We start from the raw sequence: 14,760 nt of genomic DNA on the forward strand, positions 1-14,760 counted from the left end.
GTCACAGTCGCTTGACCCCCTTGATGCGGCCGACCCGGGTGCTGCGGGCGCGGGCTCTGGTCTTGAGGCCGCCGAGCGCGCCGCGCTGGCCGCCGATGCGCAGCCCGGTGCCGGAGGAGAGCCAGCCGGAGGAGATGTCGGTCGCCTGCTTGGCGGCCGAGGTCTCGGAGAGCGGGTCGTGCTCCGAGCGCCGGGCCAGCGCCATGATGCCGGGGACGACGAACGGGGCGAGCAGCAGGTCGTAGACGGCGGCGCTGATCAGCAGGCCGGGCAGGCCGACATGGCGGGCGGCGGTGTCGCCGACGAGAGCGCCGACACCGGCGTACAGCAGCGTCGAGCCGAGGGCGGCGGCGACCACCACGGCCATCGGGCCGGAGGCCGACTTGACCTGTCCGGTCTCGGGTTTGATGAGCCCGGCGAGATAGCCGATGACGCACAGCACCAGGGCGTAGCGGCCGGCGGCGTGGTCGGCGGGCGGGGCGAGGTCGGCGAGCAGTCCGGCGCCGAAGCCGACGAGGGCGCCGCCGACGTGCCCGTAGACCATGGCCAGGCCGAGGACGGTGAGCAGCAGCAGGTCGGGGACGGCGCCCGGCAGGTGCAGCCGGGACAGGACGCTCACCTGGATCACCAGGGCCACGACGACCAGCGCGGTGGAGAGCAGAATCCGGTTGAGGCGCATGGGGACTTCTCGCTCCTACGGCAGCTGGTCGTCGGTGGGCTGCGCGTCGCCGGTGGACTGCGCGTCGGGCCCGTCGGTGGCGTTCGCGTCGGCGGACGGGGTGACCGTCACCGTCACGGTGGGCGTCGGGGTCGGCTTGGGCTTGGGCGGCAGCACCTCGTCACGCGGGTCCTTCTTCGGGCCCTGGACGACGACACCGACGACGTCGAGCTTGGTGAAGCCGACGTAGGGCGTGACGTAGATGGTGCGGGTCAGGTCGCCGCCCGAGGGGTCGACGCGGGAGACGACGCCGACCGGGACGCCCGGCACGAAGGGCTTGTCGCCCTGGGAGCCGAAGGTGACGAGACGGTCGCCCTTCTTCACCTCCGCCTTGCCGTTGAGGAGCTGCACGCGCAGCGGGCGGTCGCCCTGGCCGGAGGCGAAGCCGAGTTCGTCGCTGCCCTCCATCCGGGTGCCGACGGTGAAGTCGGGGTCGTTGGCGAGCAGCACGGTGGAGGAGTCCGGGCCGACGGTGGTGACCCGGCCGACCAGGCCGTCGGCGTTCAGGACGGTCATGTCGCGCTTGATGCCGTCGCGCGCGCCCGCGTCGATGGTGATGGTCCAGGAGAAGCCCTGCGCGGCTCCTATGGCGATGACCTGGGCGCCCTTGATGCCGTACTGGCCCTGGCCGGCCAGCTTCAGCATGCGGTTCAGCTGGTCCAGACGGCTGCGGTTGCGGTCGTCGCTGCCGAGCTTGGCCTTGAGAGCGGCGTTCTCCTTCTCCAGGGCGGCGAGCCGGTCGTGGCGCTCGCCGGAGTCACGGACCGCGGAGACGGCGTCGCCGACCGGGTTCACCGCGCCCGACACGCCGTTCTCGATCGGGCCGAAGACGGCGGCGGCGGCCTGCCGGGCGCCGTCCACCGGGGAGTTCTCCCCACCGCGGATGTCCACCGTGATCAGCGCGAACGCGACGGCGATCAGCAGCACCAGGAGCAGCCGGCTCTCTTTCGTGTCCCTCACGTGCGGCGGCCGTGCCCTTCCTCGTCGGAAATTGGGTGGCCCCCGAGAAGCGCTGACCCTGAGCGCGGTCCCAAGGGGCCCATTTGTGGGAGCTTATGCCTCTATATCAACGATCCGCCGCACGAGAGGAGAACTGCTCGTACGGCGGAATCGAAGAGTTGTGTCATCTGCGCGGCTGGGCGTCCAGGACCTGCTGGAGCGCCTCGAACTCCTCGACGCATTTGCCGGAGCCGAGCGCCACGCTGTCCAGCGGGTCCTCGGCGATGTGGATCGGCATGCCGGTCTCGCGGCGCAGCCGCTCGTCCAGGCCGCGCAGCAGCGCCCCGCCGCCGGTCAGCACGATGCCCCGGTCCATGATGTCGCCGGACAGCTCCGGCGGACACTTGTCGAGGGTCGTCTTGACCGCGTCGACGATCGCGTTGACCGGTTCCTCGATCGCCTTGCGGACCTCGGCGGCCGAGATGACGACGGTCTTGGGCAGCCCGGAGACCAGGTCCCGGCCGCGGATCTCGGTGTGCTCGTCGGAGTCCAGGTCGTACGCCGAACCGATCGTGATCTTGATCTGCTCGGCCGTGCGCTCACCCAGCAGAAGGCTGTACTCCTTCTTGACGTGCTGGATGATCGCGTTGTCCAGTTCGTCGCCCGCGACGCGGATGGACTGGGCCGTGACGATGCCGCCGAGCGAGATGACCGCGACCTCCGTGGTGCCGCCGCCGATGTCCACCACCATGTTGCCCGTGGCCTCGTGGACCGGCAGGCCGGAACCGATGGCCGCGGCCATGGGCTCCTCGATGATGTGCACCTGGCGGGCGCCGGCCTGGGAGGAGGCCTCGATGACGGCGCGGCGCTCGACGCCGGTGATGCCGGAGGGCACGCAGACCACGACGCGCGGACGCGCCAGATAGCGGCGCTTGTGGATCTTCAGGATGAAGTAGCGCAGCATCCGCTCGGTGATCTCGAAGTCGGCGATGACGCCGTCCTTGAGAGGGCGCACGGCCACGATGTTCCCGGGCGTGCGCCCGATCATCTTCTTCGCCTCGGCGCCGACCGCGAGGATGCCACCGGTGTTCGTGTTGATCGCGACGACGGACGGCTCGTTGAGTACGATCCCGCGACCCCTGACGTACACCAGCGTGTTGGCGGTCCCGAGGTCGACAGCCATGTCACGGCCGATGAACGACATTGAGTTCCCCATCAGGATTCGTCTGGCCTTCCCTGGGTGCTTTGAGGGCATTTCAGGTACGGCGAGGTGGGTGCTGTGACGTGAAGGCTTCCATCGTAAACGCGCCTGCACGAACACTGCGCGAGGGTCTTCGCCATTGTCAGCAGATGGCGTACCGCCTCGCTTGTGGAGACGGCCCATCGGAGGCACGCGTTCCCCCGATCGGCATCGCATATGCCGCGGGGCGGCCGCTTTTCACGGCCGCCCAGGTCAGGCCCGGGTAAAGCCTGACGGTACGTCAGAAGATACGGACGTCAGCCCCGGCCGGGAAAGAAGATCTTCACCTCGCGCTCGGCGGACTCCTCGGAGTCGGAGGCGTGGATGAGGTTCTCCCGGACGATCACGCCGTAGTCCCCGCGGATGGAGCCGGGAGCCGCGGCGATCGGGTCGGTCGGACCGGCCAGGGCGCGCACGCCCTCGATCACCCGCTCGCCCTCGACGATCATGGCCACGACCGGACCGGAGGACATGAACGCCACCAGCGGCTCGTAGAAGGGCTTGCCCTTGTGCTCACCGTAGTGCTGCTCCAGCGTGTCGGTGTCCAGGGTGCGCAGCTCCAGCGCGGTGATCTGCCAGCCGGCCTTGCGCTCGATACGGCTGATGATCTCGCCGGTCAGGCCACGACGGACGGCGTCGGGCTTGAGGAGGACGAGGGTGCGCTGGGTCACGGGGGGACTCCTTCTCCTACAGATGTGCGGTGAACGAAGAGTACAGGGCGGCGGTCACGCAGCGTCAGGGGAGGAGGGGCCGGGGCTCGCCTGGGCGGACCGCTCCGCGAATCTCGCCTTCGCCACGTCGATCTTCCGCCCGAAATGCACGGACGCCCACCACAGCCCGGCGAACACCGCGCCCAGGAAGTACATCGTCGGCACCACGACACCGGACACGACCAGCGCGATCTGCAGCGCCCAGCCCAGCGCCACCCCGGCGGGCCGGGTCACCACACCGCACAGCAGCACACACAGCGCCATCGCGATGCCGCTGACCGTCCACACGCTCGCCATCGAAAGACCCGGGTCCTTCATCGCGACCAGCGCGGCGAACCCGATGACGAAGAACTCACCGATCAGCGTCGAGGAACACAGCGTACGCACGAGATGTCAGCCCTTCCCCAGAAGCAGCCGGGCCTCACCGACCGTGATCACGGAACCGGTGACCAGCACACCGCCGCCGGCGAACTCGCCCTCCTCCTCGGCGAGCGTGATCGCCGCCTCCAGGGCGTCCGGCAGCCGCGGTTCCACCTGGACCCGCTCCTCACCGAACACCTCGACGGCGATCCCGGCCAGCTCGTCGGCGTCCATCGCGCGGTGGCTGGAGTTCTGGGTGACCACGACCTCCGCGAAGATCGGCTCGAAGGCCTCCAGCAGCCCGCGCACGTTCTTGTCGCCGCTGGCCCCGACCACACCGATCAGCCGGCTGAAGTCGAACGCCTCCCGGACCGCCTCCGCGGTGACCTGGGCGCCCGCCGGATTGTGCGCGGCGTCCAGCACGACGGTCGGCGAGCGCCGCACCACCTCGAGCCGGCCCGGCGAGGTGACGGACGCGAACGCCCTGCGGACCGTCTCGACGTCCAGCGGCTCCGCGCGCTGCGCGCCCACCCCGAAGAAGGCCTCCACGGCGGCGAGCGCCACGGCCGCGTTGTGCGCCTGGTGCGCGCCGTGCAGCGGCAGATACACCTCCGTGTACTCGCCGCCCAGACCACGCAGGGTCAGCATCTGCCCGCCCACGGCCACCTGCCGGTCGACGACACCGAACTCCAGGCCCTCCCGGGCCACGGTCGCGTCCACCTCCACGGCCTTCTTCAGCAGCACCTGCGCGGCGTCCACCGGCTGCTGCGCCATGATCACCGTGGCGTCCTGCTTGATGACGCCGGACTTCTCCCCGGCGATCTCGCCCGGAGTGCCGCCCAGCCGGTCGGTGTGGTCGAGCGCGATGGGGGTGACCACGGCGACATCCGCGTCGATCACATTGGTGGCGTCCCAGGTGCCGCCCATCCCCACCTCGACGACCGCGACGTCCACCGGTGCGTCCGCGAAGGCCGCGTAGGCCATGCCGGTCAGCACCTCGAAGAAGGACAGCCGGTACTCCTGGGAGGCGTCGACCATCTCCACGTACGGCTTGATGTCGTGGTACGTCTCGATGAACCGCTCGGCGGAGATCGGGGCGCCGTCCAGGCTGATGCGCTCGGTGATCGACTGCACGTGCGGCGAGGTGTACCGGCCGGTGCGCAGCTCGAAGGCGCCGAGCAGGGCCTCGATCATGCGGGCGGTGGAGGTCTTGCCGTTGGTGCCCGTGATGTGGATCGACGGGTACGACCGCTGCGGCTCGCCCAGCACGTCCATCAGCGCCGCGATCCTGGTGACCGAGGGCTCCAGCTTGGTCTCGCCCCAGCGGGTCGCCAGATCCGCCTCGACCTCGCGCAGCGCTTTGTCGACCTCGGGGTCCTCGGGACGGGCGGGTACCTCGACGCTCGGCGCACCGCCCTGAGTACGCAGGGTGCGGCTGCCTGCCTCGATCACCGCGAGATCGGGGTCCCGGTCGCCCGCCGCGGAAGCGGCTGATGTCTGCGTCGCCGCGATGATCTCGTCGAAGGACTCGAAGGGATCAGACGGACCAGTGCTGTCTGGGGGGAGCTCACTCACGGGGCCAGTCTACGTACCGGCCGCATACCTCCGTAGCTGCGGGCAGTCGCGCCGCCTCCCTGTAGCTGCGGGCAGTCGTGCCGCAGGGCGGCACGGGTGGGCGCAGCGGCACCCCGCACGCGCGGGCAAGCGCCCCCACCCCCACCGCAGCCGAAGGCCCCGGAGCCGACAACAGCTCCGGGGCCTTCAGCAGCGTACGAACGCTGCGCTACGCCTGCGGCAACCGCTCCAGCTGCGCGGCGATCCGCGTGATGTCCTCCTCGGCCTTCGCCAGCCGCGTACGGATCTTGTCGACCACGTGGTCGGGCGCCTTCGCGAGGAACGCCTCGTTCCCCAGCTTGCCCGTGGCCTGCGCCTTCTCCTTCTCCGCGGCGGCCAGGTCCTTCGCCAGCCGCTTCCGCTCCGCCGCCACGTCGATCGCCCCGGACAGGTCCAGCGCGACCTCGACACCGGCGACCGGCAGCGTCGCCGTGGCGGTGAAGCCCTCACCCTCCGGCTGGAGCCGCAGCAGCTGGCGGATGGCCGCCTCGTGCGGCGCGAGCGCCGTGCCGTCCAGGGCCAGCCGCGCCGGGACCCGCTGCCCCGGCTGCAACCCCTGGTCGGCCCGGAAGCGGCGGACCTCGGTGACGAGCGACTGGAGCGTCTCGATCTCCCGTTCGGCGTCCGCGTCGCGGAAACCACTGTCCTTCGGCCACTCGGCGATGACGACCGACTCGCCGCCGGTGAGCGTGGTCCACAGGGTCTCGGTGACGAACGGGACGACCGGGTGGAGCAGCTTGAGCGTGACGTCCAGGACCTCGCCCAGGACCCGCTGGGAGACCTTCGCGGCCTCGCCGCCCGCCTGGAACGTCGTCTTGGACAGCTCGACGTACCAGTCGAAGACCTCGTCCCACGCGAAGTGGAACAGGGCGTCGGACAGCTTGGCGAACTGGAAGTCGTCGTAGTAGGCGTCGACTTCGGCGACGACGGAGTTCAGCCGGGACAGGATCCAGCGGTCGGTCGACGACATCTTCGCCGGGTCCGGCAGCGGCCCGTCCACCGTCGCGCCGTTCATCAGCGCGAAGCGGGTGGCGTTCCAGATCTTGTTGGCGAAGTTGCGCGAGCCCTGGACCCAGTCCTCGCCGATCGGGACGTCCACGCCCGGGTTGGCGCCGCGGGCGAGGGTGAACCGCAGGGCGTCGGAGCCGTACTTGTCCATCCAGTCCAGCGGGTTGACCGCGTTGCCGAAGGACTTCGACATCTTCTTGCCGAACTGGTCGCGGACCATGCCGTGCAGGGCGATGGTGTGGAACGGCGGGGTGCCGTCCATCGCGTACAGGCCGAACATCATCATCCGGGCGACCCAGAAGAAGAGGATGTCGTAGCCGGTGACCAGGACGGAGTTCGGGTAGAACTTCGCGAGCGAGTCCGTCTGTTCCGGCCAGCCCAGCGTGGAGAAGGGCCACAGACCGGAGGAGAACCAGGTGTCGAGGACGTCGGTGTCCTGGTGCCAGCCCTCACCGGTGGGCGCCTCGTCGTCGGGGCCGACGCAGACGACCTCGCCGTTCGGCCCGTACCAGACCGGAATCCGGTGGCCCCACCACAACTGCCGCGAGATGCACCAGTCGTGGAGGTTGTCGACCCAGTCGAAGTAGCGCTTCTCCATCTCCTGCGGATGGATCTTGACCTTGCCCTCGCGGACCGCGTCGCCGGCGGCCTTCGCCAGCGGGCCGACCTTGACCCACCACTGCATGGACAGGCGCGGCTCGATGGTGGTCTTGCAGCGCGAGCAGTGGCCGACGGAGTGGACGTAGGGCCGCTTCTCGGCGACGATCCGGCCCTCGGCGCGCAGCGCGGCGACGATGGCGGAGCGGGCCTCCAGGCGGTCCAGGCCCTGGAAGGGGCCGTGCGCGGTGATGACGGCGTGCTCGTCCATCACGGCGATGGCCGGCAGGCCGTGGCGCTGGCCGATCTCGAAGTCGTTCGGGTCGTGGGCCGGGGTGACCTTGACGGCGCCCGTGCCGAACTCGGGGTCAACGTGCTCGTCCGCGACGACGGGGATGGAGCGGTCGGTCAGCGGCAGCTTGATGAGCTTGCCGACCAGGTGCTTGTAGCGCTCGTCGTCGGGGTGGACGGCGACGGCGGTGTCACCGAGCATGGTCTCGGCGCGGGTGGTGGCGACGACGACGCTGTCGTCACCGTCGCCGTACTTCAGGGAGACGAGCTCGCCGTCGTCGTCCTGGTACTCGACCTCGATGTCCGAGATGGCCGTCAGACAGCGCGGGCACCAGTTGATGATGCGCTCGGCGCGGTAGATCAGCTCGTCGTCGTAGAGGCGCTTGAAGATGGTCTGGACGGCCTGCGAGAGCCCCTCGTCCATGGTGAAGCGCTCGCGGGACCAGGCGACGCCGTCGCCGAGGCGGCGCATCTGCCCGGAGATCTGCCCGCCGGACTCGCTCTTCCACTGCCAGACGCGCTCGACGAAGGCCTCACGGCCGAGGTCGTGCCGGGACTTGCCCTCCTTGGCGAGCTCCCGCTCGACGACGTTCTGCGTGGCGATGCCGGCGTGGTCCATGCCGGGCTGCCACAGCGTCTCGAACCCCTGCATGCGCTTGCGGCGCGTCAGGGCGTCGATGAGCGTGTGTTCGAAGGCGTGCCCGAGGTGCAGGCTGCCGGTGACGTTCGGCGGCGGGATGACGATCGTGTACGGCGGCTTGTCGCTCTTCTCGTCCGCCTCGAAGTAACCGCGCTCTACCCAGCGCTCGTACAGCGGCCCCTCTACATCGGCCGGCGCGTACTGGGTCGGCAGTTCGGTGTCGGGCGCTGGTGGCTGCTGCTGAGCGTTCTCGGTCACGGGGCCAGTTTAGAGGTGTCACGACGCGGTCCCGAACCGCATTTGTTCTGTAACGGTCCCCACCCCGGTGCCCTGCCTCCCGCGCGCCTGCGCCAGGATGTCAGGAACACATAAGCACCTGGAGGGGAACCCCGTAATGAGCTACAACCAGCCGGGCCCGTACGGCGGGCAGCCCCAGCAGCCCGGACCGTACGGCCAGCCGGGCCCCTACGGCCAGCAGCCGCCGCAGGCGCCGCCCGCGCAGCCCGGCTACGGCTACCCCCAGCAGCCGTCGGCTCCGCAGCCGGGCTACGGCTACCCCCAGCAGCCCGCGCAGGGCGTCCCGCCGCAGCCGAACCCCTACGGTCAGCAGCCCCAGCCCCCGTACGGCCAGCAGCCGCCCTACGGCGCCGTCCCGCAGCCCCCGGCCCCCGGTGGCGGCAAGAAGAAGACCGGTCTGATCATCGGCGCGGTGGCGGTCGTGGCCGCGATCGCGGTGGGCGCGTACTTCCTGATCGGCGGCGGTGGCGGCAGCGGCTCGGTGGCCGACGACGGCCCGCACAAGCTGACGACTCCGGCGACGGTGCTGACCGAGTACAAGAAGGCCAAGAGCGACAGCGACACCATGTCGGACGACGACATGAAGGACGCCGAGAAGTGGGGCGTGCACAACCCCAAGGACGTCAGCGCGCAGTACCAGGCCGGGGACAAGAGCAACCCGCTGGCCATGAAGCAGCTCCAGTTCAACGGCGTCTACGGCACCATCGACGACCCCGAGAAGACGGTCGACGCGATGTTCGCCCACATGAAGGACGAGACCAAGAAGGGCGGCGACGACGATGACGTCAGCCTGGTCGGCGACCCGAAGGCGTACTCGCCGTCCGACCTCGACGGCGCGGTCCTCAAGTGCCAGCAGGCCAAGATCGACAACTCCGACGGCGGCACCGGGGAGCCGAAGTCGATGAACATGACGGTCTGCATCTGGGGCGACCACAGCACGCTCGGCATGATCATCCCGATGGACATGGCCGACATGCTGGCGGGCAAGTCCACCGACCCGGCGGGCGCCGCCGACACCACCGCCAAGTTCCGCAAGGAAGTCCGCGTGAAGGCCTGACGCCGGGCGCGTACCGCGACGAAGGGGCCCCGGTCATGCGACCGGGGCCCCTTCGTCGTGTCGTTCGGGCGGTTGCTCGGGGGGTTACGCCGTCTTCTGCTCGCCCGTGCCGCGCCCGCGGGCGTCCCTCGGGATCAGGGTCGGGTTGACGTTGGAGTGGACGACGTCGGCGGTGATGACGACCCGTGCCACGTCCTTGCGGGACGGCACCTCGTACATCACCGACATGAGGACCTCCTCCATGATGGCGCGCAGGCCGCGGGCACCGGTCTGGCGGAGGATGGCCTGGTCGGCGATGGCCTCCAGGGCCTCGCGCTCGAAGTCGAGTTCCACGCCGTCGAGTTCGAACAGGCGCTGGTACTGCTTCACCAGGGCGTTGCGCGGCTCGACCAGGATCTTCAGCAGGGCCTCGCGGTCGAGGTTGTGGACGCTGGTGATCACGGGGAGGCGGCCGATGAACTCGGGGATCATGCCGAACTTGACCAGGTCCTCGGGCATGACGTCCTCGAACTGGTCCTTGGCCTCCAGCTCCCGCTTGGAGCGGATCGTCGCGCCGAAGCCGATGCCCTTGGCACCCGCCCGGCCCTCGATGATCTTCTCCAGGCCCGCGAACGCGCCGCCCACGATGAACAGGACGTTCGTCGTGTCGATCTGGATGAACTCCTGGTGCGGGTGCTTGCGGCCGCCCTGGGGCGGAACCGAGGCCGTGGTCCCTTCCAGGATCTTCAGCAGGGCCTGCTGGACGCCCTCGCCGGAGACATCGCGGGTGATCGACGGGTTTTCGCTCTTACGGGCGACCTTGTCGATCTCGTCGATGTAGATGATCCCGGTCTCGGCCTTCTTGACGTCGTAGTCGGCCGCCTGGATCAGTTTGAGCAGGATGTTCTCGACGTCCTCGCCGACGTAGCCGGCCTCGGTCAGCGCCGTGGCGTCGGCGATGGCGAACGGGACGTTCAGCATCCGGGCCAGGGTCTGGGCCAGCAGGGTCTTGCCGGAGCCGGTGGGGCCGAGCAGCAGGATGTTGGACTTGGCGAGCTCGATGGCGTCCTCGCGGCCCTGGCCGCCGCCGTTCTCCCCGGCCTGGACGCGCTTGTAGTGGTTGTACACCGCGACGGACAGGGCCTTCTTCGCGGCCTCCTGGCCGACGACGTAGCCGTCCAGGAACTCGTAGATCTCGCGGGGCTTGGGCAGTTCCTCCCAGCGCACCTCGCTGGTCTCCGCGAGCTCCTCCTCGATGATCTCGTTGCAGAGATCGATGCACTCGTCGCAGATGTACACACCGGGCCCTGCGATGAGCTTCTTGACCTGCTTCTGGCTCTTGCCGCAGAACGAGCACTTGAGCAGATCGCCGCCGTCACCGATGCGTGCCACGGTGTGCTTCCCCTTCGCCTGGGAGACGCCTGGACACCTTGCGGTCCAGCGGCTCCTGGTGCTGCCTTATGTCGACGGTACCTTGCCGGGCCCCCCGTTCGGGCCCCCCTTGGCACGGTTCACTTCGACGTGACCGTGCCAAGGAGCGACGGGCGGGTGTGGTGTCCGCGTCAGCGGACGGCCAAGTTGTTCATCTTCCGGGTGGAAATGATCTGGTCGATCAGCCCGTACGACAGCGCCTCCTCGGCCGTGAGGATCTTGTCGCGCTCGATGTCCTCGCGGATCTTCTCGATCGACTGGCTGGAGTGCTTGGCCAGCATCTCCTCCAGCTGCGAGCGCATCCGCAGGATCTCGTTGGCGGCGATCTCCAGGTCGGAGACCTGACCGCGGCCGGTCTCACTGTACGGCTGGTGGATCAGCACGCGCGCGTTCGGCAGGGCCATACGCTTGCCCGGCGTGCCGGCGGCCAGCAGCACCGCGGCGGCGGAGGCCGCCTGGCCCATGCACACCGTCTGGATGTCGGGCTTGACGAACTGCATCGTGTCGTAGATGGCCGTCAGCGCCGTGAAGGAGCCGCCGGGGCTGTTGATGTAGACCGAGATGTCCCGGTCGGGGTCCATCGACTCCAGGCACAGCAGCTGCGCCATCACGTCGTTGGCGGAGGCGTCGTCGATCTGGACGCCGAGGAAGATCACGCGCTCCTCGAAGAGCTTCGCGTACGGGTCGTACTCGCGGATGCCCTGGGAGGTGCGCTCCACGAAGCGCGGGATGACGTAGCGGGACTCGGCCGTGGGGCCGGTGTACTCGGCCCTGGGGGCACCTCCCACGCCGTTGAGGCTGCGGGGGAGGTCGTAGAGGCCGCTGCCGGGGAAGTCGTTCACGATGTCTCCTGGAAAGGGGCTGGGCGGTCGGCTGAGGGGCTGGCTGGGCTGCGCGGAGGTGTCCGGGGGGCCGGGGCCGGTCCGGCGCCGTGACGGCCCTCAGGGCCTGTCACGGGGGGAGCGGCGCCTCCGAGGGAGCGGCTCAGGCCCCGGTGCCGCCGCCGCCCGGCATGCCGGCGGCGTGTGTGATGACGTCGTCGATGAGGCCGTACTCCTTGGCCTCGTGGGCGTCGAACCAGCGGTCGCGGTCCGAGTCCCGGGTGATCTGCTCGACCGACTGGCCGGTGTGCTGGGAGGTGAGCTCGGCCATGCGCTTCTTGGTGTGCAGCAGCCGCTCGGCGTGGATCTTGATGTCGGAGGCCGAACCGGCCAGGCCGGCGGAGGGCTGGTGGATCAGGATCTCGGCGTTCGGCAGCGCGAAGCGCTTGCCCGGGGTGCCGGCGCTGAGCAGGAACTGACCCATCGAGGCCGCCAGGCCCATGGCGATGGTCACCACGTCGTTCTTGATGTACTGCATGGTGTCGTAGATCGCCATGCCGGCCGTGATCGAGCCGCCGGGGCTGTTGATGTACAGGTAGATGTCCTTGTCCGGATCGGCGGCAAGGAGCAGCAGCTGTGCGGTGATCTTGTTCGCGATGTCGTCGTCGACCGGCTGGCCGAGGAAGATGATCCGCTCGTTGAGCAGCCGGTTGTAGACCTGGTCGCCGAGGCCCCCACCGATGGAAGGCTCGCCGGCGGCGGAGGGCATCAGATTCGTCACGTATCCACCTGCTCGTCTTACGACGGCGCCGGGCCGTCTCACGTGTTCTGCCGGGGCGTGGGGCCGTCCGGCCGTGTTCGGGGACTCCCCTGCCCTCGTATTCATGGACCCTAACGCGCGGCTCCCTTCGGGGAATCCCGCTGAGGGGAGTGTTCGCCGGGGGCGTAGCGCGCCGGGCCTTCGGTTCGCGGGTGGCCGGTCATGACAACGGGCCCTGGGGAGCTGTTCCCCAGGGCCCATCGTACGTACGGCGTCGTGGACGACGCGCGCGGATCAGGCGGTGGATCAGGCCTCGGCCTTGTCCTCGCCGTCGCCCTCGGCCTCGGCCTCGGCGGCGGTCTCCGCCTCGGTGGCCTCGTCCTCGTCCTCGTCGTCCAGGTCGACGATCTCGCCGTTGGTGTCCTTCACGGTCGCGGCCTCGACGACGACGGCCAGGGCCTTGCCGCGGGCGACCTCGCCGACCAGCAGCGGAACCTGGTTCTGCTGCACGACGGCCTGCGCGAACTGGTCGGGGGACATGCCGGAGGAGGCGGCACGCCGCATGAGGTGCTCGGTGAGCTCCTCCTGGTTGACGTTGAGCTTCTCCTTGTTGACCAGCTCGTCGAGCACGAACTGGGTCTTGATGCCCTTGACCGCGGCCTCGCGGGTCTCCTCGTCGAACTCCTCGGCGGTCTTGCCCTGGAGCTCCAGGTACTTGTCGAGGGTGAGGCCCATCTGCGCGAGCTGGTGGTGCTCGAGGTTGTGCTTACGGGTGTTGATCTCGTCCTCGAGCAGCTTCTCGGGGACGGGCACCTCGACCAGCTCCAGCAGCTTGTCCAGGACGCGCTCCTGGGCCTGCGTGGCCTGGTCGTACTGCTTCATGTTCTCCAGGCGCTTGCGGCTGTCGGCCTTCAGCTCCTCGAGGGTGTCGAACTCGGAGGCGAGCTGAGCGAAGTCGTCGTCCAGCTCGGGCAGTTCGCGGGCGGCGACCTGGGTGACCTTGACGGTGACCTCGGCCTCGCGGCCGGCGGCGGAGCCGCCCTTGAGCTCGGAGGTGAAGGTGGCCTCGCCACCGGCCTCCAGGCCCTTCACGGCGTCGTCGATGCCGTCCAGCAGCTCGCCGGAGCCGATCGTGTAGGAGACGCCGTCGGCGACGCCGTCCTCCAGGACCTCGCCGTCGACCTTGGCCTCCAGGTCGATGGTGACGACGTCGCCGTCCTCGGCGGCGCGCTCGACCGGGGAGGTGGAGGCGAAGCGCTCGCGCAGCTGCTCGACGGCCTTCTCCACGTCCTCGTCGGTCACCTCGACGGCGTCGACCTCGACCTCGATGCCGGAGTAGTCCGGGATCTCGATGGCCGGGCGGATGTCGACCTCGGCGGTGAAGTTCAGCGTCTCGCCGTCCTTCAGCTCGGTGATGTCGACCTCGGGCTGGCCCAGGGGGTTCAGCTCGGCCTCGTTGACCGCGTCGGTGTAGAACCGCGGAAGCGCGTCGTTGACGGCCTCCTCGAGGACCGCACCGCGGCCGAACCGCTGGTCGATGACCCGGGCCGGGATCTTGCCCTTGCGGAAGCCCTTCACCGTGACCTGCTGGTTGATCTTCTTGTACGCCGCGTCGAGGCTGTCCTTGAGCTCCTCGAAGGGCACCTCGACAGTGAGCCGAACCCGGGTCGGGTTCAGGGTCTCCACGGCGCTCTTCACGGTTCGGTCTCCTTGTGGCTGACTTCTCGGGTTTCGCCGGGGCCGTCAGGGCGGTCCGGCGGATTCGCCGCCCGGAGGAGTTCGTAGGCCCAGAGGCCGGACACACGGGCGCGCAGTCTGCATAGTAACCGCAGCGGCTCGGCCTCCCAAAAGGCGATCACGGGGCGATCGCGCGGGGGATCACGGTGGGGGCCACGAGTGGATCCCGTGGATCGCACGGCCGCGGGAGGTGGGCGCCGACCTGTGGTGATCCCGGTCGGCGGTGATCCCTGTCGGCGATCCCGGTCGGCGGGTGGTCGGGGTGGCGGGATTTGAACCCACGGCCTTCCGCTCCCAAAGCGGACGCGCTACCAAGCTGCGCCACACCCCGTCTGGTGCGACACGTAGGGTACATGCCCGCAGCCAGTACGACCGCCGCATTTACCGCCTGTCCCGCCGGCCCGCCCTCACCCCGCCCCCTCCCGCGCCCCGACACGCCGACCCCACCCCTTCGGCCGAAACCCGTACGCGCGCGTGACGAGGGAACCTCCAGTGCCCGGGGGGGCAGGAGGGGAAGAAGCGGCGCGAGGTGCCGGCCGGGCTCGGCGGGGGTGCGCGAGG

The 14,760-nt window shown here is 69.5% G+C and carries 12 protein-coding genes and 1 tRNA gene; 1 reads left to right on the forward strand and 12 read right to left on the reverse strand.

The window, feature by feature from the left end:
- Nucleotide 1: 1 nt before the first annotated feature.
- The 7 genes from mreD to ABZ484_RS11860 form a co-directional block, all read right to left on the reverse strand.
- Nucleotides 2-679: a rod shape-determining protein MreD gene (gene mreD, locus ABZ484_RS11830; RefSeq protein ID WP_358865743.1), complete on the reverse strand. Its 678-nt coding sequence runs from the start codon at nucleotides 677-679 to the stop codon at nucleotides 2-4.
- A gap of 15 nt (nucleotides 680-694) precedes the next feature.
- Nucleotides 695-1,678 carry a rod shape-determining protein MreC gene (gene mreC / locus ABZ484_RS11835; protein WP_358865744.1) on the reverse strand — a complete coding sequence of 328 codons (984 nt, stop codon included), beginning with the start codon at nucleotides 1,676-1,678 and terminating at the stop codon, nucleotides 695-697.
- 163 nt (nucleotides 1,679-1,841) lie between these two features.
- A complete protein-coding gene (locus ABZ484_RS11840) occupies nucleotides 1,842-2,861 on the reverse strand; it encodes a rod shape-determining protein (protein WP_030381728.1) in 1,020 nt (339 codons plus the stop codon).
- Nucleotides 2,862-3,154: 293 nt separating this feature from the next.
- Complete coding sequence (gene ndk, locus ABZ484_RS11845) at nucleotides 3,155-3,568, reverse strand: nucleoside-diphosphate kinase (protein ID WP_030171330.1); 414 nt, start codon at nucleotides 3,566-3,568, stop codon at nucleotides 3,155-3,157.
- 54 nt (nucleotides 3,569-3,622) lie between these two features.
- Entirely contained in the window at nucleotides 3,623-3,994 is a 372-nt protein-coding gene (locus ABZ484_RS11850; RefSeq protein WP_358865745.1) for a DUF4233 domain-containing protein, read from the reverse strand.
- A gap of 6 nt (nucleotides 3,995-4,000) precedes the next feature.
- Nucleotides 4,001-5,542, reverse strand: a complete 1,542-nt coding sequence (locus ABZ484_RS11855) for a folylpolyglutamate synthase/dihydrofolate synthase family protein (protein WP_358865746.1) — start codon at nucleotides 5,540-5,542, stop codon at nucleotides 4,001-4,003.
- 208 nt (nucleotides 5,543-5,750) lie between these two features.
- Complete coding sequence (locus ABZ484_RS11860) at nucleotides 5,751-8,375, reverse strand: valine--tRNA ligase (protein WP_358865747.1); 2,625 nt, start codon at nucleotides 8,373-8,375, stop codon at nucleotides 5,751-5,753.
- Nucleotides 8,376-8,511: 136 nt separating this feature from the next.
- Here ABZ484_RS11860 and ABZ484_RS11865 point away from each other — a divergent pair, with 136 nt between their 5' ends.
- Nucleotides 8,512-9,471 (forward strand): hypothetical protein, encoded by a 960-nt coding sequence (locus ABZ484_RS11865; RefSeq protein ID WP_358865748.1) that lies wholly within the window; start codon nucleotides 8,512-8,514, stop codon nucleotides 9,469-9,471.
- Between the two features lie 84 nt (nucleotides 9,472-9,555).
- On the opposite strand, the gene clpX is transcribed toward ABZ484_RS11865, so the two are convergent.
- The 5 genes from clpX to ABZ484_RS11890 all read right to left on the reverse strand — a co-directional run bounded on the left by clpX (nucleotide 9,556) and on the right by ABZ484_RS11890 (nucleotide 14,530).
- Nucleotides 9,556-10,842 carry an ATP-dependent Clp protease ATP-binding subunit ClpX gene (gene clpX / locus ABZ484_RS11870; protein WP_086724555.1) on the reverse strand — a complete coding sequence of 429 codons (1,287 nt, stop codon included), beginning with the start codon at nucleotides 10,840-10,842 and terminating at the stop codon, nucleotides 9,556-9,558.
- Nucleotides 10,843-11,012: 170 nt separating this feature from the next.
- Nucleotides 11,013-11,723, reverse strand: coding sequence for an ATP-dependent Clp protease proteolytic subunit (locus tag ABZ484_RS11875; protein WP_358865749.1), 711 nt, complete (start codon nucleotides 11,721-11,723; stop codon nucleotides 11,013-11,015).
- 142 nt (nucleotides 11,724-11,865) lie between these two features.
- Nucleotides 11,866-12,471, reverse strand: coding sequence for an ATP-dependent Clp protease proteolytic subunit (locus tag ABZ484_RS11880; RefSeq protein ID WP_030171301.1), 606 nt, complete (start codon nucleotides 12,469-12,471; stop codon nucleotides 11,866-11,868).
- A gap of 297 nt (nucleotides 12,472-12,768) precedes the next feature.
- Nucleotides 12,769-14,160 carry a trigger factor gene (tig, locus tag ABZ484_RS11885; RefSeq protein ID WP_358865750.1) on the reverse strand — a complete coding sequence of 464 codons (1,392 nt, stop codon included), beginning with the start codon at nucleotides 14,158-14,160 and terminating at the stop codon, nucleotides 12,769-12,771.
- Between the two features lie 293 nt (nucleotides 14,161-14,453).
- Nucleotides 14,454-14,530: transfer RNA gene (locus ABZ484_RS11890), tRNA-Pro, on the reverse strand.
- Between the last annotated feature and the right edge of the window lie 230 nt (nucleotides 14,531-14,760).

This window comes from Streptomyces sp. NPDC006393 (assembly GCF_040628575.1).
In the GTDB taxonomy this organism is placed as follows: domain Bacteria; phylum Actinomycetota; class Actinomycetes; order Streptomycetales; family Streptomycetaceae; genus Streptomyces.